Annotated in this window: 18 protein-coding genes; 8 read left to right on the top strand and 10 right to left on the bottom strand. The window is 69.6% G+C overall.

Annotated elements, in window-relative coordinates:
- Positions 1–10: 10 nt before the first annotated feature.
- Entirely contained in the window at positions 11–1492 is a 1482-nt protein-coding gene (locus ACEN9J_RS35380) for an FAD-dependent monooxygenase (RefSeq protein WP_413765674.1), read from the bottom strand.
- On the bottom strand, positions 1489–2511 hold the full coding sequence (locus ACEN9J_RS35385; protein WP_261206045.1) for a GlxA family transcriptional regulator: 1023 nt from the start codon (positions 2509–2511) through the stop codon (positions 1489–1491). The genes ACEN9J_RS35380 and ACEN9J_RS35385 overlap by 4 nt, the downstream gene beginning before the upstream one ends.
- 40 nt (positions 2512–2551) lie before the next feature.
- Between ACEN9J_RS35385 and ACEN9J_RS35390 the strand changes: the two genes are divergently transcribed.
- Positions 2552–3697, top strand: coding sequence for a DJ-1/PfpI family protein (locus ACEN9J_RS35390; protein ID WP_413765675.1), 1146 nt, complete (start codon positions 2552–2554; stop codon positions 3695–3697).
- Here ACEN9J_RS35390 and psrA read toward each other — a convergent pair whose 3' ends face one another.
- The 4 genes from psrA to phnD form a co-directional block, all read right to left on the bottom strand.
- Entirely contained in the window at positions 3698–4795 is a 1098-nt protein-coding gene (gene psrA, locus ACEN9J_RS35395; protein WP_413765676.1) for an iron-containing alcohol dehydrogenase PsrA, read from the bottom strand.
- 74 nt (positions 4796–4869) lie between these two features.
- Positions 4870–5694 (bottom strand): phosphonate ABC transporter, permease protein PhnE, encoded by an 825-nt coding sequence (gene phnE, locus ACEN9J_RS35400; protein WP_413765677.1) that lies wholly within the window; start codon positions 5692–5694, stop codon positions 4870–4872.
- Positions 5691–6497, bottom strand: coding sequence for a phosphonate ABC transporter ATP-binding protein (gene phnC, locus ACEN9J_RS35405; RefSeq protein WP_057593497.1), 807 nt, complete (start codon positions 6495–6497; stop codon positions 5691–5693). Before phnC ends, phnE begins: the two co-directional genes overlap by 4 nt.
- Positions 6494–7372: a phosphonate ABC transporter substrate-binding protein gene (gene phnD / locus ACEN9J_RS35410; protein WP_261206049.1), complete on the bottom strand. Its 879-nt coding sequence runs from the start codon at positions 7370–7372 to the stop codon at positions 6494–6496. Before phnD ends, phnC begins: the two co-directional genes overlap by 4 nt.
- A gap of 148 nt (positions 7373–7520) precedes the next feature.
- On the opposite strand from phnD, the gene ACEN9J_RS35415 reads away from it, so the two are divergent.
- The 6 genes from ACEN9J_RS35415 to ACEN9J_RS35440 all read left to right on the top strand — a co-directional run bounded on the left by ACEN9J_RS35415 (position 7521) and on the right by ACEN9J_RS35440 (position 13662).
- Positions 7521–8408 carry a LysR substrate-binding domain-containing protein gene (locus tag ACEN9J_RS35415; protein WP_057593496.1) on the top strand — a complete coding sequence of 296 codons (888 nt, stop codon included), beginning with the start codon at positions 7521–7523 and terminating at the stop codon, positions 8406–8408.
- A 128-nt stretch (positions 8409–8536) separates the two neighbouring features.
- Complete coding sequence (locus ACEN9J_RS35420) at positions 8537–10057, top strand: amidohydrolase family protein (protein WP_413765678.1); 1521 nt, start codon at positions 8537–8539, stop codon at positions 10055–10057.
- Positions 10054–11136 carry an ABC transporter substrate-binding protein gene (locus tag ACEN9J_RS35425; protein ID WP_413765679.1) on the top strand — a complete coding sequence of 361 codons (1083 nt, stop codon included), beginning with the start codon at positions 10054–10056 and terminating at the stop codon, positions 11134–11136. Before ACEN9J_RS35420 ends, ACEN9J_RS35425 begins: the two co-directional genes overlap by 4 nt.
- On the top strand, positions 11133–11972 hold the full coding sequence (locus ACEN9J_RS35430) for an ABC transporter permease (RefSeq protein WP_413765680.1): 840 nt from the start codon (positions 11133–11135) through the stop codon (positions 11970–11972). The genes ACEN9J_RS35425 and ACEN9J_RS35430 overlap by 4 nt, the downstream gene beginning before the upstream one ends.
- Positions 11969–12790, top strand: a complete 822-nt coding sequence (locus ACEN9J_RS35435) for an ABC transporter permease (protein ID WP_413765681.1) — start codon at positions 11969–11971, stop codon at positions 12788–12790. The genes ACEN9J_RS35430 and ACEN9J_RS35435 overlap by 4 nt, the downstream gene beginning before the upstream one ends.
- Positions 12791–12810: 20 nt before the next feature.
- Positions 12811–13662: an ABC transporter ATP-binding protein gene (locus ACEN9J_RS35440; RefSeq protein ID WP_413765682.1), complete on the top strand. Its 852-nt coding sequence runs from the start codon at positions 12811–12813 to the stop codon at positions 13660–13662.
- Between the two features lie 25 nt (positions 13663–13687).
- Here the strand turns inward: ACEN9J_RS35440 and ACEN9J_RS35445 are convergent, their stop codons facing one another.
- Positions 13688–14458 (bottom strand): AraC family transcriptional regulator, encoded by a 771-nt coding sequence (locus ACEN9J_RS35445; protein ID WP_413765683.1) that lies wholly within the window; start codon positions 14456–14458, stop codon positions 13688–13690.
- A 112-nt stretch (positions 14459–14570) separates the two neighbouring features.
- On the opposite strand from ACEN9J_RS35445, the gene ACEN9J_RS35450 reads away from it, so the two are divergent.
- The gene (locus ACEN9J_RS35450) at positions 14571–15404 is read left to right on the top strand and encodes a phytanoyl-CoA dioxygenase family protein (protein ID WP_261206061.1); all 834 of its coding nucleotides are present in this window, start codon (positions 14571–14573) and stop codon (positions 15402–15404) included.
- Here ACEN9J_RS35450 and gstA read toward each other — a convergent pair.
- The 3 genes from gstA to ACEN9J_RS35465 all read right to left on the bottom strand — a co-directional run bounded on the left by gstA (position 15401) and on the right by ACEN9J_RS35465 (position 17946).
- Complete coding sequence (gene gstA / locus ACEN9J_RS35455) at positions 15401–16012, bottom strand: glutathione transferase GstA (RefSeq protein WP_413765684.1); 612 nt, start codon at positions 16010–16012, stop codon at positions 15401–15403. The genes ACEN9J_RS35450 and gstA overlap by 4 nt on opposite strands.
- Positions 16013–16018: 6 nt before the next feature.
- On the bottom strand, positions 16019–16897 hold the full coding sequence (gene yghU / locus ACEN9J_RS35460) for a glutathione-dependent disulfide-bond oxidoreductase (RefSeq protein ID WP_413765685.1): 879 nt from the start codon (positions 16895–16897) through the stop codon (positions 16019–16021).
- Between the two features lie 116 nt (positions 16898–17013).
- Positions 17014–17946: a LysR substrate-binding domain-containing protein gene (locus ACEN9J_RS35465; protein ID WP_413765686.1), complete on the bottom strand. Its 933-nt coding sequence runs from the start codon at positions 17944–17946 to the stop codon at positions 17014–17016.
- Positions 17947–18145 lie beyond the last annotated feature (199 nt).

Consider the following 18145-nt stretch of genomic DNA (forward strand, 5'->3'; position numbering starts at 1 on the left):
TCCTGACGCTTCAGGTCGTGCGTGGCGCCGCAACCCAGGTGGCCAGGGCTTCTTCAAGCCCCTCCCACGATGACTCCCCGACCCACGCCACGTAGCCGTCGGGCCTGACCCACACGGCCGCTGGCGCACCGACCTCGCCGAGCACCGGGAGCTCCCAGGTGCCATCGAAGCCGGCGTCGATCACCTGGACCTTGTCGGCCAGGCGTTTCGCATCCAGGCCGCCCGGAACCCCGAAATTCAGCAGCAGCGGCCGCGCCGAATGCATCAGCGCGAAGACGCGCTTCGTACCTTCCGCAGTCACGACCTCGAGATCCGGCATCCTCCTGCCCACCAGCGGATGCCCCTCCCCCAGGTCATACCGGATGTCCAACCCCGACATCATCCCCGCGAAGCACTTGCGCGGCTCTTCCATCCGAAGCAGCGCCGATACGCTCTCCGCCAGCGCCTTGCTGCGTTCGTCCTGCCGCCGCAGCGCGACCTGCGCCAGCGAATTGCGCAGCACCAGCGCCCCCACCGGATGCCGCTCCGCCTGATAGCTATCGAGCAGGCTGTCCGGCGAGATCCCCTTCACCACCTGCGCCAGCTTCCACCCGAGGTTGAAGGCATCCTGCACGCCGAGATTGAGCCCCTGCCCGCCCGCCGGGTAGTGCACATGCGCGGCATCTCCGGCCAACAGCACGCGCCCCTTGCGATAGCTCGCCGCCTGCCGCGCCATGTCCGTGAATCGCGAGATATGAAGCGGGCTGTGAACGCCGAAGTCGGTGCCGTAGTGAGCGATCAGGCCCTCGCTCAGGTCGCGCAGCGTGGGCTGGTCCGCGCGCCCCACTTCGCGCTCCGTCACCATGATCCGCACGGTCTTCCCGTCGTCCATGCGGCTCAGGCCGTGGGTGCCGATCGCGTCGTGCCGCATGCCCCACACGGGCTCCTCGGCGACCTCCGCTTCGGCGAGGATGTGGCTGATCGTGGCATCCCACCCCGGAAACTCGATCCCCGCCGCCTTCCGGATCGCGCTGCGCCCACCATCGCAACCGACCAGGTATTGCGTACGCATCGTCTGGCCGTCGCGCAAATGGACGTCGACACCAGCCTCGTCCTGATCGAAGCCGACCACCTCGCGCTCCCGATACGTGGTCACGCCCAGTTCGGCAATCCATCCCGCAAGAATGCGCTCGATGTGCTTCTGCCACAGCGCCAGTCCGTAGTTGTGCCGCGTCGGGAAATCGCTGATGTCGAGCCGGTTGAAGCCGAACGCGGCCACCTGGGCGGTCTGCCCCTCGGCCAGGAACCGGTCGACGATGCCACGCTGGTCGAAGATCTCGAGGGTGCGCGCATGCAGGCCGCCGGCGCGCGATCCTTCGATATCCTGGTTCGAGCGCCGCTCGAGGATCGCGACATCGACGCCGGCCAGCGCCAGTTCGCCCGCGAGCATCATGCCGGTGGGGCCGGCGCCCGCGATCAGCACCGCGTTCCCGGACGGTTTCGTTTCGCTCATTCCCATGTCCCTCCTCGTGTTTCGACCCGCGCCGCATCGCGCCATCCGCCCGGCGTCACCCCATGCAGCCGCACGAACGCGCGCTGCAACGCATCCACCGACCGAAACCCGCTGCGGCTCGCGATCCGTTCCTGCGTCCACCCGGTCTGCCGCAGCAACTGCGCCGCCGCGGCCACGCGCGTGCGCTCGACGAAGCGCGCGGGCGTGCACCCGGTCTCGGCCGCGAAGGCGCGCGCGAAGTTGCGCGGGCTCATGCCCACGCGTTCGGCCAGCACCTCGACTGCAAGCTCTTCCTGCGGATGGGTGCCGATCCATGCGACCAGTTCGCGCAGCCGATGGCTCGCGCTGGCCTGCGCCTGCAGCGCCGGGGTGAGCTGCGGCTGCTCGCCGCCGCGCAGCATCGGCAGCGCCAGGGTGCGCGCGATGTCCATCGAGACCTCGTGGCCCAGGTCGTCCTCGACCAGCGCGAGCGCGAGCTCGATGCCGGTGACCACGCCCGCCGAAGTCCAGACCTTGCCGTCGCGCACGTAGATGCGCTGCTGCCGCACGCGCACCTGCGGACGCAGTTCCTGCAGCATCTCGCACACGCGCCAGTGGGTGGTGGCCTCGCGCCCGTCGAGCAGGCCGGCCGCGGCCAGCGCGAAGGCGCCGCTGCACACGCTCGCGATGCGGCGCACGCGCGGCGCGGCCTGGGCGATCCAGTCGCCGATGCGCTGCTCGAGGATGGCGTGGCGCACGGCGGGTTCGTCGCCGCCGGCCACGATCAGGGTGTCGATGGCGGCGGGCAATGCATCCAGGCTGCAAGTGCCACCCAGTTGCAGACCGCTGTTGGTCGACACGGTGCCGCCACCCGGCGAGGCGATCAGCACCTCGTAGCTGCCGGGTCGCAATTGCTCGGCCTTGCTGAACACGCTGGCGGGGCCCGCGACGTCGATGGCCTCGACGCCGTCGAACGCGACCAGCACGACGGTGCTGGCAGGAACCGCGGCTTCTTCGTCCTTGTGGGTGGGGGTCGGCATTCCTAAGCTCGGTGCATCGAGGTCATGAAGGGGATTCTCCATGTGGAACGGGCTGCGTGCGCTGCTGTGCGCGAGTATGGCGGCGATCGGGTTGGCGGGATGCGGCACGGGCACGCGCGATGCGGCGGTGCCGCCCGCGGCGCACGACGAGGCGGCGCTCGCGCGCGACCGGCAGGCTTTCGTCGAGGCCATGAAGCCGCGCCGGCCCGGCCGGCCGGTGATCGCCATGCTGGCGCTCAACGAGGGCACCGAGCTCACCGACCTGCTGCTGCCGCACGCGGTGCTGCAGCGCGCCGACGTGGCCGATGTGCGCGTGGTGGCGCCGCGGGCGGGCCGGGTCACGCTGTTCCCGGCGCTGCAGGTCGAGGGGGCGCAGGACTTCGCCAGCTTCGGGCGCGCCCATCCCGCGGGCGCCGACTACGTGATCGTGCCCGCGATGGAGCCGGCCGATGCGCCCGCGGTGAGGGCCTGGCTGCAACAACAGGCCAGCCGAGGCGCGCGCGTGATCGGCGTGTGCTCGGGCGCGCTCGTGCTCGCGCAGGCCGGCCTGCTCGACGGCCGACGCTTTGCCGGCCACTGGTACGACCGCGGCACGCTGCGCCAGCGGCCCGGCGCCACGCATGTGCCGGACCGGCGCTACCTGGTCGATCGCGACGTGGCGACGACCACCGGTATCACGGCCTCGGTGCCCGCGACGCTCGCGCTGGTCGAGGCGATCGGCGGTCCCGCGAAGGCCGCGGCGATGGCGGCCGAACTCGGCGTGGACGGCTGGGGCCCGGCGCATGCGAGCGCGCCCTTCGGGCTCACGACCGGCCGCGGTGCCGAGTACCTGTTCAACAAGGCCGCGTTCTGGCGCGGCGAGCGCCGCCGGCTCGAGGTGCGCGATGGTGCCGACGACATCGCGCTCGCGCTGGCCACCGATGCGTGGACGCGCACGGGGCATGTCGATGTCGAGGCGGTCTCGTCCTCGGGCCCGGTGAAGCTGCGCAGCGGTCTCGTGCTGGTGGCTGGCCCCGCCACGCGCGAAGCACAGCCGCTGCCGCTGGTGGCCGCGCTCAAGCCGGTGCAGCAGCTCGACCGCACGCTGTGCGAGATCGCGGGCCGCTACGGCAACGCGCGGCGCGACTGGGTGATGCAGGAGATGGAGTACCCGCGCACGGCGGCGAACACCGCCTGCGCGTCCTGATCAGCCGGCGTCGGCGGCGATGAAGTTGCGCCCGCGCGCACCGGCCAGCGCCTGCAGGATGCGCTCGCTCCAGTCCGCCTCGGGAATGCCATAGCTCAGCGGATCGACGCTCACGCCCAGCCCCTCGAGAAAGGCGCTCAGCGACGCGACGGCCTGGTCGATGTCGTGCGCATCGAACACCGAGAGCAGCAACGCATCGAGCGCCGGATCGCGCCCGGCCGCGAGCTGCATGATGCGCGGCAGGCTGAACGAACACGCGATGCCGTGCGGCACGCCATGCCGCAGCGTGATGTCGTAGGACAGCGAATGCGCGAGCGCGGTGCGCGTGTTGGAGAACGCCAGGCCGGCCTGCAGCGCCGCGGTGGCCAGGCGCTCGCGCAGCTCGGGCCGGTCGGGCCGCGCCAGCAGCTCGGGCAGCGTGGCGACGATGCTGCGTGCCGCGCTCACGGCCAGGCTTGCCGACACCGGGTTGCGGTGCACGTTCCACAGCGACTCGAGCGCATGCGACAGCGCATCGAGGCCGCTGGCCAGGGTGGCCGCATGCGGCAGGCTCAACATCAGGTCGGCATCGACGATGGCGGCCTCGGGCCAGGTCCACGGCAGTTGCAGCGACAGCTTGCGCGCGCGCGCCTGGTCCCACACGGTGGCCCAGGGCGTGACCTCGCTGCCGGTGCCCGCGGTCGTGGGAATGGCCAGCAGCTGTCGGTGCCGCCGGACCGCGGCCGGCGCGCTGTCCGCGCCTTCGAGCAGCGCGAGCAGTTCGTCGAAGCGCCCGGCCGCGGGGCGCGTGAGCATCACCTTCGCGCAGTCGATCACGCTGCCGCCGCCGAGTGCGATGACGCAGTCGACCTCGGCATGCTCGCGCCACAGCCGTTCGTACATCGGCGCCAGCCAGGCCACGTCGGGGTTCGGCAGCACCTCGGTCTCGACGGCCGCCAGGCGCTCGCCCAGCAGGCCGCGGATGCGATCGACGAGGCCGAGGCCGACCGCCTCGGGGAAGGCGATCAGGATCGCGCGGCGTGCGCCGAGCAGCCCGGGCAGCGCATCGAGCGAGCCGCAGCCGGCATGCACGTCGACGGGGTTGTAGTAGGTCCACATGATGGGTTCGGGAAAGCTCGCGCCACGGCCACGTCGTGCAGCCGGGCGCTCAAGAGAAAAGATCCGCGCGGCCTTCAGTGCCGGCCGCTGTGCTGGATGCGATGGCGCAATTGGCTCGAGAGCAGGTCGGCCACGATCACCATCACGGTGATCACGATGATGCAGGTGGCGGTCTCCTGGTAGCGGAACAGCTTGAGGCTGCTCACCAGCTCGAAGCCCAGCCCGCCCGCGCCCACCATGCCCAGCACGGTGGCCGAGCGCAGGCTCACCTCGAAGCGGTACAGCACCACGGCGATCCAGGCCGTGACGACCTGCGGCAGCACGCCGAACACGATCACCTGCAGCGGCCGCGCACCCGTGGCGCGCAGGGCCTCGAGCGGTCCCTGGTCGATCTCCTCGATGGCATCGGCGAAGAACTTGCCGAGCATGCCCGCGCCATGCAGCGCGAGCGCCAGCACGCCGGGGAACGGACCGAGCCCCACGGCCGACACGAACACCAGCGCGAGGATCAGCTCGTTGATGCTGCGCACAACGTTGAGGGCCTGGCGCGTGCACTGGTAGACCCAGCGCCGGCTCTGCAGGTTGCGCGCCGCCAGGAAGGACAGCGGAATCGCGGGCAGCACCGCCAGCAGCGTGCCCCAGACGGCGATCTGAATGGTCTCGAGCGCGGGCGCGACCAGGCGGCTCAGGATGTTCGTGTCGGGCGGCATGGTGCGGCCCAGGAAATCGAGGATCTGCGGCAGGCCCGCCGCCAGTTCGGACCAGCTCAGTTGCGCGCCGCCGGCGCTCCACTGCAATGCCCAGCCGACCACGCACAGGCCGATCAGCAGGTTGAACCAGCCGCGGCGGCTCTCGGGCAGCGGGCCGGTCCAGGCGTAGGGAGAAGAGGGGGTGTTCATGCGTGTCCTTCGCTGCGCGCCAGCAGCGGCATCGATGGCGCCGCCTGCGCGGCGGGCTCCTTGTGGTCGACCGCGGGCTGCGGCACGTAGATGCGGTCGATGTCCTCGGGGCCCATGGCCTGCGGCGCGCCGTCGAACACGACGCGGCCCTGCGAGAGGCCGACGATGCGGTCGGCGAACTCGCGCGCGTAGTCGACCTGGTGCAGGTTGCACAGCACGGTGATGCCGAGGTCGCGCGAGGCATCGCGCAGGTACTGCAGCACCTTGCGCGAGGTCTGCGGGTCGAGGCTCGCGACCGGCTCGTCGGCGAGGATCAGCCGCGGCTGCTGCGCGAGCGCGCGCGCGATGCCCACGCGCTGCATCTGGCCACCCGACAGCGAATCGGTGCGCGCATGGGCCTTGTGCGCGAGTCCCACGCGGCCCAGGCATTCGTGCGCCAGCGCGATGTCGGCGCGGCTGAAGAAATGCAGCACCGAGGCCAGGGTCGACACCGCGCCGAGCCGCCCCGTGAGCACGTTCTTCAGCGCGCTGAGTCGCGGCACCACGTTGTGGTGCTGGAAGATCATCGCCACGCGCTGCCGCAGCGCGCGCGTGTCGGCGCAGTTCACGGCGTCCATGCCGTCGACCCTGAGCTCGCCGCCATCGGCCAGCGCCAGCCGGTTCACGCAGCGCAGCAGGGTCGACTTGCCGGCACCCGATTCGCCGAGCACCACCACGAACTCGCCCGCCGCGGCATCGAGGTCCACACCGCGCAGCACGGCGTTGTCGCCATAGCGCTTGGTGAGCTGCCGGATGCGGATCACTTCATGCTCCGCAGGTCGAGCTTCAGCACCTTGGCGGTGTCGCGCACCACGTTGTAGGCCGCGTCGGTGGTGGGCTGGAAGCCGTTGAGCACGCCCTGGTCGCCCCAGGGCAGGTCCTTCACGTTGGCCAGCGCCTTCGCGATCTTCGCCTTCAGCGCCGGATCGAGGTCCTTGCGCCAGACCATCGGCGATTCGGGGATCGGGCTCGACGACCAGACGATCTCGAGCTCGTCCTGCTTGACCTGGCCCTTGGCGATGGCGCTCGCGAGGATGCGGTCGGCCACGGCGGCGGCGTCGACCTTCTTGTTGGCCACGGCCAGGATGCTGGCGTCGTGCGAGCCCGAGAAGATCACGCGGCCGAAGAAGGTCTCGGGGTCATGGCCGGCCTGCAGCAGGCCCGACTTGGGAAACAGGTGGCCCGAGGCCGAGGTCGGGTCGACGAAGGCGAAGCTGCGGCCCTTGAGGTCGGCGGTCCTGGCGATGCCGCTGTCCTTGCGCGCGATGATCACGCTCTTGTAGGAGCTCTGGCCGGTCTTCTTCGTCACGGCCACCGCGAAGGCTTCCACGTCCGCGACCTGGTTCGCGAGCACGTACGAGAACGGGCCGAGGTAGGCCACGTCGAGCTTCTTGGAGCGCAGCGCCTCGATCACGCCGTTGTAGTCGGTCGCCACGAAGGGCTTGACCGGCATGCCGAGCTGCTGCTGCAGGCTGTCGAGCACCTGGCGGCTGCTCTCGATCATGGCCTGCGAATCCTCGGCCGGGATCAGCCCGATGGTGAGGGGCTGCGCGGCCAGGGCCGGCAGGGCGGCGACCGCGGAAACCGCGGAAAGGGCCAGGGCGATCAGGCTGCGGCGCAGGCGGAGAAGGGTGTTCATGGTGGTGTCTGGGATGGAAAAAAGGGACTGGAAGGGACCGGCACGGCAGGCATCGGCCTGCGACTACCCCAAGGCTAAGAACGCCATGTGACAGCCGCATATCAGATCGATCTCGGATTTGTCACGATTCCATTCAAACAATCTATGGATGTCCGCCGCCAAACTCCGCGCCTTCCTCGCCGTCGCCCAGCACGGCAGCTTCAGCGCCGCCGCGCGTGCCGTGGGCCTGAGCCAGCCCACGCTCACCACCCAGGTCCAGGCGCTGGAGCGCCAGCACAAGGTCATGCTGTTCCACCGCCAGGGCCACCGCATCGAGCTCACCAGCGTCGGCGAGCGCCTGCTGCCCATCGCGCGCCAGATCGCGGCGCTCGAGCTCGATTCGTACAACCTGCTGCACGACAGCGGCGACCTGCAGTCGGGCGAGCTCAAGCTCGGCGCGGTCGGTCCCTTCCACGTGATCGAGATGGTCGACGCCTACCGCAAGCGCTATCCGCGGCTCGACGTCTCGATCCGCATGGGCAATTCGTCGTCGGTGTTCAAGGACCTCGAGGAGTACGCGGTCGACATCGGCGTGCTCGCGCGCTTCCACGAGGCGCCGGGTTTCAGCGCGACGCCCTATGCGCGCCATGCGCTGATCCTGTTCGTGCACCGCGACCATCCGTTCGCCAGGCGCGGAGAGATCCGGCTCGAGGAACTGCACGGCCAGCCGATGCTGCAGCGCGAGAGCGGTTCCAGCACGCGACGCGCGCTCGACGAGGCCTTCGCGCGCGCGGGCGTCCGGCCCAGGCTCGCGATGGAGATCGGCAGCCGCGAGGCGATCCGCGAAGCGGCCGCGCGCGGCATCGGCATCGGCGCGGTCTCCGAGGCCGAGTTCATTCCCGACGCGCGCCTGCGCACCGTGCGCATCGAGGGCGATCCCGCGGTGACGCAGACCTATCTCTACTGCCTGCAGGTGCGGCGCGACAGCCGCGTGCTCGCCTCCTTCTTCGACGTGGCGCTGAAGCTGCGCAAGGGGGAGTTCGAAGGCGCGACATGACAGCCGGCCCCCGCGAACCTTTGCATCCATATGCGAACGACGGCTAAGCATCCCTGAAAGCCTTCGTTGGTCCGCCACCGGCGGCCACCTTAGTCTGCGTCGATCCTCTTTCAGCAAGGACCCCGCAGATGAACGACCGACTCCAGCGCGTGCATTCCTCGCGCTCGGCCGCCGTGAAGGCCGGCCTCGACCACCCGGTGATCGACACCGACGTGCACGTCAACGACTTCGCGCCGGTGCTCGAGGACTACGTGGCGCAGTACGGCGGCAACAAGCTGGTCGACGCGTTGCGCAAGGCGCTCGGCGGGCGCTTCGTCACGCGCAACGGCGGCGGCAAGGACTGGTACCAGCAGTCGGCCGAGGAGCGCCAGTTCCACCGCACGCTGCGCGCGCCCTGGTGGGCCCGCGTCACGCGCAACACCTACGACCTCGCGACCTACACGCTGCCCGCGCTGCTGCACGAGCGCCTGGGCGAGCAGGGCTCCGACTACTCGATCCTGTTCCCCAACGACGTGCTCTCGCCGGCCGCGGCCGGCAGCGAATACCGCCAGCCGCTGCACCGCGCCATCAACCACTTCCACGCCGACCAGTACCGGCCCTATGCCGACCGGCTGACGCCGGTGGCGGGCATTCCGCTGCACTCGCCGCGGGAGGGCATCGAGGAGCTGGAGTTCGCGGTCAAGACGCTGGGCCTGAAGGTCATCAACATCGCGGGCGGCGTGCGCCGCCCGATCCGAGCCATCGCCGAGAAGTACCCGGCCGCCGAGCATCCCGAGATCGCCAAACAGGTCGGCTACATCGACTTCTACGGCATCGACAGCGAGCACGACTACGACCCCTTCTGGGCCAAGGTGGTGGAGCTCGGCGTGCCGGTGACCACGCACTACGGCAGCCAGGGCTGGACCGGCCGGCAGTCGATCAGCAACTACATGAACAACCACATCGGCCACTTCGCCGATGGCTCGCAGGCCTTCGCCAAGGCACTGTTCTTCGGCGGCGTGACGCGGCGCTTTCCGGGGCTGCGCGTGGGCCTGCTCGAAGGCGGCGCGGACTGGGGTTCGCACGTCTACACCCACCTGGTGGACCGCTGGGAGAAACGCAACCGGCATGCGGTGCGCAACTACGACCCGGCCGAGGCCGACATCGAGCTGCTGGCCTCGCTGTTCGAGCGCCATGGCGGCGACCTGCTCAAGGGCCGCACGCTCGACAAGACCACGCTGCTGCGCGACAGCCTGGGCATCTCGGCGCTGCCGCACAGCCGCGAGCCGAACGAGAGCGAGATCGACGACTTCGCGCTCGCCGGGATCGAGAAGGTCGAGGACATCCGCGACCGCTGGGTCAACAACTTCTACTTCGGCTCGGAAGCCGACGACCGCACCGTGGCCGCGGCCTTCAACGACAAGGTGAACCCGCTGGGCGTGAAGATCAACGCGATCTGGTCGTCCGACGTGGGCCACTGGGACGTGCCCGAGTTCACCGAGCCGCTGGCCGAGACCTGGGACCTGGTGCAGCAGAGCGTGATCTCGGCGGCCGACTTCCGGGCCTTCGTGTTCGAGAACCCGCACCGCTTCTACACCGAGGCCAATCCGCGCTTCTTCGAAGGCACCGAGGTCGGCCGCAAGCTGGCCGCGAAGAAAGGCACGCCATGAAGCCGATGCGGCATCTCCTGCGCTGGACCGCGCTGCTGGCCACCGCCCTCGCGGCCTCGGCGCAGGCCGCGCCCGACACCATCCGCATCGGCGTGGCCACCGCGGGCGGCGGCGACCCCGTCACCTGGGGCGGCTCTCCCGGCGGCGTGGCGCGCGCCAACAACTGGCTCGAGGAGGAGTTCAAGGCCTCGGGCATCAAGGTCGAGTGGCTGTTCTTCAAGGGCGCGGGCCCGGCCGTGAACGAGGCGCTGTCGAACAAGCAGATCGACTTCGCCTACCAGGGCGACCTGCCCTCGATCGTCGGGCGCTCGAACGGCCTCAAGACCAAGGTGCTGCTGGTCAGCGGCGCGCGCAACAACCTCTACCTGGTCACGCCGACGCAGTCGGCCATCCAGTCGATCAAGGACCTCAAGGGCCGCACGGTGTCGATCTTCCGCGGCACCAACGGCCACCTGGTCGCGATCAACGTGCTGGCGGCCGAAGGCCTGGCCGAGCGCGACATCAAGGGCGTGAACCTCGACACCGGCAGCGCGCAGGCGGCGCTGGTCTCGAACGGCGTGGACGCGGCCTTCGGCGGCTACGAATGGTTCAAGGTGCGCGACCAGGGGCTCGCGAAGGTGGTCTATTCCACCCAGGGCCGCGATCCGGCGCTCACGCGCCAGGCCGCGCTGCTGGTGCGCAGCGAATTCGAGCAGGCCAACCCCGCCGAGGTGCAGCGCGTGGTCGACGTGTTCGTGCGCGCCGCCCACTGGTCGTCGGAAGAGAAGAACCGCGACGAGCTGTTCCGCATCTGGGCCCGCAGCGGCACGCCGGTCGCCTCGTGGACCGCCGAGTTCGACAAGCAGCCGCTGGCGCAGCGCAACTCGCCGCTGGCCGACGACTTCATCGTGGCGCGCTACAAGGCCGTGGTCGGTGACGCGCTCAAGCTCAAGCTGATCCGCCGCGAGGTCACGGTCGACGACTGGTTCGACACGCGCTACCTCAAGGCCGCGCTCAAGAAGCAGGGCCTCGAGGGCTACTGGAGCGCTTTTGACGCGAAGGGGCAGCCGAAGGGCGGGCCCGCGGTCGCGTCGCGATGAGCGCCGAAGCCGAACTGTCGGCGGTCCTGCAGCGCGAGCAGGTCGCGTCGCTGCGCCTCTCGTTGCCGTGGCACCGCCTCGGCGACGCCGCCCTGCCCTGGCTGCTGCCCGCCGCCTTGCTCGCGCTGTGGTTCGTGGGTGCTGGCCAGGGCTGGATCTCGCCGCAGGTGCTGCCGCCGCCCGAGTTCGTGGCCGAGACGCTGCGCGACCTTGCGACCAGCGGCGACCTCTGGCTGCACGTGAGCACCAGTTTCGCGCGCGTGGGCGTGGGCTTCGCGATCGGCACGCTGCTGGGGCTGCTGCTGGGCACGGCCATGGGCCTGTCGCGCCGCGTCGAGGCCTACCTGCTGCCGAGCTTCAATGCGCTGGTGCAGATCCCGGTGCTGGCCTGGCTGCCGTTCGTGCTGCTGATCGTGGGCATCGGCGAGCCGCTCAAGTACATCCTGATCGCCAAGGCGGCGCTGGTGCCGGTGGCGCTCAACACGCTGCAGGGCTTCCGGCAGACGCCGCAGTCGCTGCGCGAGGTCGGCGAGGTCTATGGCTACAGCCGGCGCCAGCAGGTGCTGGAGATCGTGCTGCCGCATGCCGTGCCCACGCTGTTCACGGGCGTGCGGCTGGGCTTCACCAAGGCCTGGCTGTCGCTGGTGGTGGTCGAGCTGGTCGCTTCGAGCGAGGGGCTGGGCTACCTGATCGTCTATGGCCGCCAGCTGTTCCAGCTCGACCTGGTGATGGCCGCGGTGGTGATCGTGGGCGCGATCGGCTGGGCCATCGACCGCCTGCTCGAGCGGCTCGAGAACGCGCTGCACCGGCACCGACCGGGCGGTGCCGCGCGATGAGCGCGCCCGCCTCGCTGTCGCGCGACGCGGCCGAGCTGGCCGCGGTGCAGCCGCTGCGGCCCGTCGATCGCAGCCGCTGGCGCGGCCTGGTGCTGCCCGCCGTGGCGATCGCGCTGTGGGCGCTGCTGTCGTGGCTCGACGTGGTCAATTCGGCGCTGCTGGTCTCGCCGCAGAAGGTGCTCGCGACCGCCGCCGACCAGATCGTCAGCGGCCGCCTGTGGCGCGCGCTCGGCGCCAGCCTCGCGCGCGAGGCCACGGGCTTCCTGATCGGCACCGCCTCGGGCCTGGTGCTCGGCGCGCTGCTGGGCCTGTGGCCGCTGTTCAACCGTATCGTCGGCCCGAGCTTCAACACCTTCAAGCAGATCTCGCTGTTCGCGTGGATTCCGCTGATCTCGGTCTGGTTCGGCCTCGGCGACGTGGCCAAGGTGGTGTTCCTCTCGCTGGCCGCGCTGGTGCCGGTGGTGGTCAACACCTGCGACGGCATCCGCACCGTGCCACCCGCGCTGCTCGAGGTGGCGCGCGTCTACGGCTTCACGCGCTGGCAGACGCTCGCGCAGGTGGTGCTGCCGGCCGCGCTGCCCGCCATCTTCACGGGCGTGTACCTCGCGCTCATCTATTCCTGGCTCGCGACCATCGGCGCCGAATACCTGCTGGTCGCCGGCAAGGGCATCGGCAACACGCTGATCGAGGGCAGCGAGCATTTCCAGATGGACCTGGTGATCTTCGGCATGTTCGTCATCGGCCTGGTCGGCTGGCTGATGAATGCCTCGGCGCGCGCGCTCGAACGCCGGCTGGCGCGCTGGACCGGCCGGGCCTGACACCTCTTCTTCTCCGCACCATGAGCACCTCCATCGCATCGAACGAACTCGACATCCGCGGCCTCGGCAAGCGCTACGCGCAGGCGCAGGCGCGCGGCGGCGAACTGCAGGTGCTCGAGAACATCGACCTGCACGTGCCGCCGGGCAGCTTCACCAGCATCGTGGGCGCGAGCGGCTGCGGCAAGTCGACGCTGCTGCGGCTGGTGCTCGGGCTCGACGACCAGTACGAGGGCCAGATCCTGCTGGGCGGCCAGCCGATCGCGGGAACCGGCCGCGAGCGCGGCATCGTGTTCCAGGACCACCGGCTGTTCCCGTGGCTCACGGTCGAGCAGAACATCGCCGTGGGCCTGCGCAACGCGCCGCTCGGCGCGAAGCGGAAGGCCGAGCTGGTGGCCGAGCACGTGGCGCTGGTCGGCCTCGGCGGTTTCGAGAAGTCGTGGCCGCACCAGATCTCGGGCGGCATGGCGCAGCGCGTGGCCATCGCGCGCGGCCTGGTCAACCGGCCGCGCGTGCTGCTGCTCGACGAGCCCTTCGGCGCGCTCGACGCCCTCACGCGCGCACGGCTGCAGAACGAACTGCAGCGCATCTGGCAGAAGGAACGCATCACCATGCTGCTGGTGACGCACGACGTGGAGGAGGCCGTGTTCCTCGGCGACCGCGTGGTGGTAATGCAGCCCTCGCCGGGGCGCATCCGCCGCACCGTGGCGGTGGGCCTGCCGCATCCGCGCAACCGCAGCGATCCGGCGTTCATCCGGTTGCGCGACGACGTGCTCGGCGATTTCGTAGATGCCGGAATCGACGAGCGCCGCGCGCCACCGCGCGACGACGAACCCGGCGAGGCACGGCCCTCGCGATTGCAGCTCGCGTGGTGAGCAAGGCTCGCCGCCGTCGGCGCGATCAGCGCCCCTTCTGCCGGATGTACGCCTGCGGCGTCATGCCGATCTGCTTGCAGAACATGGCGATGAAGGCCGAGGGCGAGCCGTAGCCCAGCTCGATCGCGACGTCCTTCACCGCGCGCCCCGCCTCCAGCAGGGCGATCCCGCGGATCACCTTGAGGCGCTGGCGCCATTCGCTGAACGGCATCTGCAGGTCGCGCTCGCAGCGCCGCGCCAGCGTGCGCTCGGTCGAATGCACCGTGGCGGCCCACTCGGCGAGCGAGCGGCCATCCCATGGCTTCGCGTGCAGGGCCTCGAGCACGCGGCCCAGCTGGGGGTCGTCCGACATCGGCAGGTAGCTGTCGTGGCCGGACGCGATGGCCAGCTCGTCGCGCAGGACTTCGAACAGGCGCTGCTCGGCCGGATTGCGCGGCACCTCGATGGAACGGCTGCGCAGGCTGTCGAGCACCGCCTGCGTCAGCGGGCTGATGACCATGGTGCAGGCACGCTTCGGCAGCACGTCGCACAAGGCCTCGGCCAGGTAGACCGTGGCGTAGCTCGCCGCATGGCGGTTGCTCGACAGGTGCTCGACGCGCGGCGGAATCCACACACCGTACTGCGGCGGCGCCAGGAAGACCCGGCCGCTCATCCCGACCTCGATCACGCCCGAGATCGCGTGCACGAACTGTCCCTCTTCGTGGCTGTCGCGCGGCGCGGTGCCGCCGGGCGCGAGGTGCACGACCTTGAAGAGCACGGGCTGCCCGTCGGCGGCGGATTTGAGTTGTCGCTTCATGTTGTCCGGCTTGCTCGATCGGTTGTCCGATTGGATGGGCTGCCATCCACCCCCTCACTCTAGACTGCCTTCGGCCTCGCAACCATTGCCTACCTCGAAGGAGACCCCGCCCATGAATGCACGACCCGACGACAGGCTCCCATCGGACCAGCAGGTTGAGGAATTTTCGCGCGACGGCGCCATCGTCCTGCGCGGTGTCCTGCGGCCGCCCGAGGTCGAGCTGCTGCGCCAGGGCATCGATGCCAATCTCGCCGCGCCGAGCGTGCGCGCGAAGGTGGCGAGCCGGCCCGACGATCCGGGCTTCTTCATCGAGGACTTCTGCAACTGGCAGGAGATCCCGGCGTACTGGGACGTGATCTCGCGCTCGGCATTGCCGGCCGCCGCGGCCAGGCTCACGAGGAGCACGCAGGTGCGGCTCTATCACGACCACATGCTCACCAAGGAATCGGGCACGCGCCAGCGCACGCCCTGGCACCAGGACCAGCCCTACTACAACGTCGAGGGCAGCCAGAACGTCAGCTTCTGGATTCCGGTGGATCCGGTGTCGCGTGCCTCGACGCTCGAGCTTGTCGCCGGCTCGCACAAGGGGCCGTGGCTGATGCCGCGCACCTTCATGACCAACGAGGCCCGGTGGTTTCCCGAGGGTGCGCTGGCCGACCTGCCCGACATCGAGGCCGACCGCGCGGCCCACGACATCCTCGGCTGGGCCGTGGAACCCGGCGACGCCATCGCCTTCAACATGCTCACGCTGCACGCCTCGGCCGGGCTCGAACCCGGCCGGCGGCGGCGGGTGTTCTCGGTGCGCATGCTGGGCGACGACATGCGGCATGCGCCGCGGCGCTGGAAGACCTCGCCGGATTTCCCGGGGCTGGCCGAGCAGCTGCCGGCGGGCGCGCCGATGGCGCATCCGCTGTTTCCGGTGCTGTGGCCGCCGGCTTCCAGTTAACGGGCCGCGAGGCGTTCGGCTTCGAGCGCCGCGCGAACGCTGGCGCGCTGCCCCATGCGAACCATGAAGCGCTGGATCGCCGCGTAGCCCGAGAGGTCGATGTTCACGCGCGACGGCCACGACAGCACGTTGTAGAGATAGGCGTCGGCCACCGAGAAATCGGCGCCCAGCACGTAGTCGTGGGTCGACAGGTGCTCGTCGATGTAGGCGAACTTGCTCGTGAGGTTGCCGTCCGCGAATCGCTTCTTGGTGTCCGCGTCGAGGTAGGGCGAGAACATCACGGCCATGCCCTTGTGCAGGTCGCTCGCGACGAAGTTCAGCCACTCGAGCGCGCGGTAGCGCTGCCGCGTGCCGAAGGGCGGAAGCAGCCGGTGCTCGGGATGCCGGTCGGCGATCCATTGCAGGATCACCGCGCCTTCGGTGATCAGGTCGCCGTCGTCGAGCTTGAGGACGGGGATGAAGCCCTTGGGCGTCACCTGCAGGTAGTCGCCTTCGACCGTCGTCTTGGTCTTGAAGTCGACCTTGACCAGTTCATAGGCCTGGCCGGCCTCCTGCAATGCGATCTGCGAGGCGAGGCCGCAGGAACCGGGGGCGTAATAGAGTTTCATGGTTGACTAGAGAGGAGCGGGTATCAGGGCATCGAAATCGCTGGCATCGTGGCGCTCGCGCAGCACGGTGCCCGGCGCGCCCGAGGTGCGGTTGACCACCCTGCCGCGCGCGACCGCGGGCCGCGCGGCAATGGCCTCGTACCAGCGCAGCAGGTGCCTGTACTCCTCGACGGCCAGGAACTCGTGCGTGTCGTAGACGCCGTAGAGGCTGCCCGGATACCAGGGCCACACCGCCATGTCCGCGATCGTGTATTGGTCGCCGGCGAGGAACTCGTGCGAGGCCAGATGGGTGTCGAGCACATGCAGCTGGCGCTTGGTCTCCATCGCGTAGCGGTCGATCGCGTATTCGATCTTGAACGGCGCATAGCCATAGAAGTGGCCGAGGCCGCCGCCGACGAAGGGCGCCGAGCCCACCTGCCACATCAGCCAGTTGAAGGTCTCGGTGCGCGCGCGTCCTTCGGCCGGCAGGAAGGCGCCGAAGCGCTCGGCGAGATGGACCAGGATCGAGCCGCTCTCGAAGACGTTCGTGACCGGGTCCGTCGATCGATCGACGAGCGCGGGAATCTTGCTGTTGGGATTGAGGCCGACGAAGCCGCTGCCGAACTGGTCGCCCTTGAAGATGTCGATCAGCCAGGCGTCGTACTCGGCGCCCTCGTGTCCGGCCGCGAGCAGTTCCTCGAGCAGGATCGTGATCTTCTGGCCGTTGGGCGTGCCCTGCGAATACAGCTGCAGCGGATGCCTGCCGACCGGCAGCGCCTGGTCGAAACGCGCGCCCGACACGGGACTGTTGATGCTGCCGAAGGTGCCGGCCGGATTGCTCTTCGGTTGCCAGACCTTGGCGGGCACGTAGCCTGCGGGTTGATTGGCTGGAGGCGTGTCTGTCATCGATGGCTTTGGTGGATGGATGTCGATGCAAAAAATTCTAGGAACGCGCCGACGATTCATCTACGGGCGCCACTCGAATTCATCGTTCGGCCGCCCGAACAATGCGGCGGCCCGCCTCAAGGGGCGGGGTGCGCATCGACCCGCCAGCCCGCCTCCGCCTTGCCCACCACGCCGCCCACCCAGTCCACGAAGGCGCGCACGGTGGGCGACAAGTGGCGGTTCTGCGGATAGAGCACGGAGAGCGGCGCGGCCGGCGCGGCATAGTCGGCGAGCACCCGCCGCAGCTGTCCGCTGCGCAGGTGCTGCTGCACCATGTAGCTGCCCGCGCGGATCAGGCCCAGGCCCTCGAGGCCGCAGGCCACGTAGGCATCGGTGTCGTTGACGATGAGGCTCTCGCGCATGGCGATGCAGCGGTCCTCACCGTTCTCCACGAAATGCCACTCGAGCGAGCGCGCCGTGCGGCTCGACAGATAGCCCACGGCCTTGTGCCGCGCCAGGTCCTCCAGCGTCTTCGGCGTGCCATGGCGCTCCAGGTACTCGGGCGAGGCGCAGCTCACCCAGTCGAAGGCGCCGATGCGCCGGGCCACCAGCGTGGCCGAATCCTCGGGCGTGCCCGCGCGGATGACGCAGTCGATGCCCTCCTGCACCAGCTCCACCGTCCGGTCGCTCACCGTGAGCGTGAGCTCGACATCGGGATAGCGCGACTGGAAGTCGCGGATCGAGGGCAGCACCACGAGGCGCGCGAGCGAGAGCGTCATGTCGACGCGCAATCGCCCGCGCGGCCGCCCGGCGCTGCCCGGAAAACTGGACTCGACGGCCTCGATCTCGGCCAGCAGCCGCCTGCAATGGTCGTAGTAGAGCGTGCCTTCGGGCGTCAGGCTGATATGGCGCGTGGTCCGCTGCAGCAACCGCGCGCCGAGGAATTTCTCGAGGTCCTTGACCGCGCGCGTGACGCGCGACTTGGGCAGCACGAGGCTGTCGGCGGCCCGCGTGAAGCTGTGCATCTCGACGACGCGGGCGAAGATCTGCATCGATTGCAGGCGGTCCATTCGATCTCTCCTTGGCCCGGAATTTATTGCTCGAAGCGAAACAAGTATAGGTTCGCCTCCCTCGATTTCCGGCGCCTTTCCCTCTGAATTCAAGGGCCGGGGCCGAATCCACTGTTCCATTCAAGGCAACAAACTTAGCCAGCTTCAGGGCTAGATGTTCGTGCGCCGCGCGCTCAGACTGCGGGCCATTCAACCCTCT

Origin of the sequence: Variovorax sp. Varisp41, from assembly GCF_047325085.1 — a bacterium.
In the GTDB taxonomy this organism is placed as follows: domain Bacteria; phylum Pseudomonadota; class Gammaproteobacteria; order Burkholderiales; family Burkholderiaceae_C; genus Variovorax.

Excerpts from the sequence above, each read along its gene's own strand:
- ACEN9J_RS35380 (WP_413765674.1), bottom strand. The coding sequence starts at position 1,492 with ATGAGCGAAACGAAACCGTCCGGGAACGCGGTGCTGATCGCGGGCGCC.
- ACEN9J_RS35385 (WP_261206045.1), bottom strand. The coding sequence starts at position 2,511 with ATGCCGACCCCCACCCACAAGGACGAAGAAGCCGCGGTTCCTGCCAGC.
- ACEN9J_RS35390 (WP_413765675.1), top strand. The coding sequence starts at position 2,552 with ATGTGGAACGGGCTGCGTGCGCTGCTGTGCGCGAGTATGGCGGCGATC.
- psrA (WP_413765676.1), bottom strand. The coding sequence starts at position 4,795 with ATGTGGACCTACTACAACCCCGTCGACGTGCATGCCGGCTGCGGCTCG.
- phnE (WP_413765677.1), bottom strand. The coding sequence starts at position 5,694 with ATGAACACCCCCTCTTCTCCCTACGCCTGGACCGGCCCGCTGCCCGAG.
- phnD (WP_261206049.1), bottom strand. The coding sequence starts at position 7,372 with ATGAACACCCTTCTCCGCCTGCGCCGCAGCCTGATCGCCCTGGCCCTT.
- ACEN9J_RS35415 (WP_057593496.1), top strand. The coding sequence starts at position 7,521 with ATGTCCGCCGCCAAACTCCGCGCCTTCCTCGCCGTCGCCCAGCACGGC.
- ACEN9J_RS35420 (WP_413765678.1), top strand. The coding sequence starts at position 8,537 with ATGAACGACCGACTCCAGCGCGTGCATTCCTCGCGCTCGGCCGCCGTG.
- ACEN9J_RS35425 (WP_413765679.1), top strand. The coding sequence starts at position 10,054 with ATGAAGCCGATGCGGCATCTCCTGCGCTGGACCGCGCTGCTGGCCACC.
- ACEN9J_RS35430 (WP_413765680.1), top strand. The coding sequence starts at position 11,133 with ATGAGCGCCGAAGCCGAACTGTCGGCGGTCCTGCAGCGCGAGCAGGTC.
- ACEN9J_RS35435 (WP_413765681.1), top strand. The coding sequence starts at position 11,969 with ATGAGCGCGCCCGCCTCGCTGTCGCGCGACGCGGCCGAGCTGGCCGCG.
- ACEN9J_RS35440 (WP_413765682.1), top strand. The coding sequence starts at position 12,811 with ATGAGCACCTCCATCGCATCGAACGAACTCGACATCCGCGGCCTCGGC.
- ACEN9J_RS35445 (WP_413765683.1), bottom strand. The coding sequence starts at position 14,458 with ATGAAGCGACAACTCAAATCCGCCGCCGACGGGCAGCCCGTGCTCTTC.
- ACEN9J_RS35450 (WP_261206061.1), top strand. The coding sequence starts at position 14,571 with ATGAATGCACGACCCGACGACAGGCTCCCATCGGACCAGCAGGTTGAG.
- gstA (WP_413765684.1), bottom strand. The coding sequence starts at position 16,012 with ATGAAACTCTATTACGCCCCCGGTTCCTGCGGCCTCGCCTCGCAGATC.
- yghU (WP_413765685.1), bottom strand. The coding sequence starts at position 16,897 with ATGACAGACACGCCTCCAGCCAATCAACCCGCAGGCTACGTGCCCGCC.
- ACEN9J_RS35465 (WP_413765686.1), bottom strand. The coding sequence starts at position 17,946 with ATGGACCGCCTGCAATCGATGCAGATCTTCGCCCGCGTCGTCGAGATG.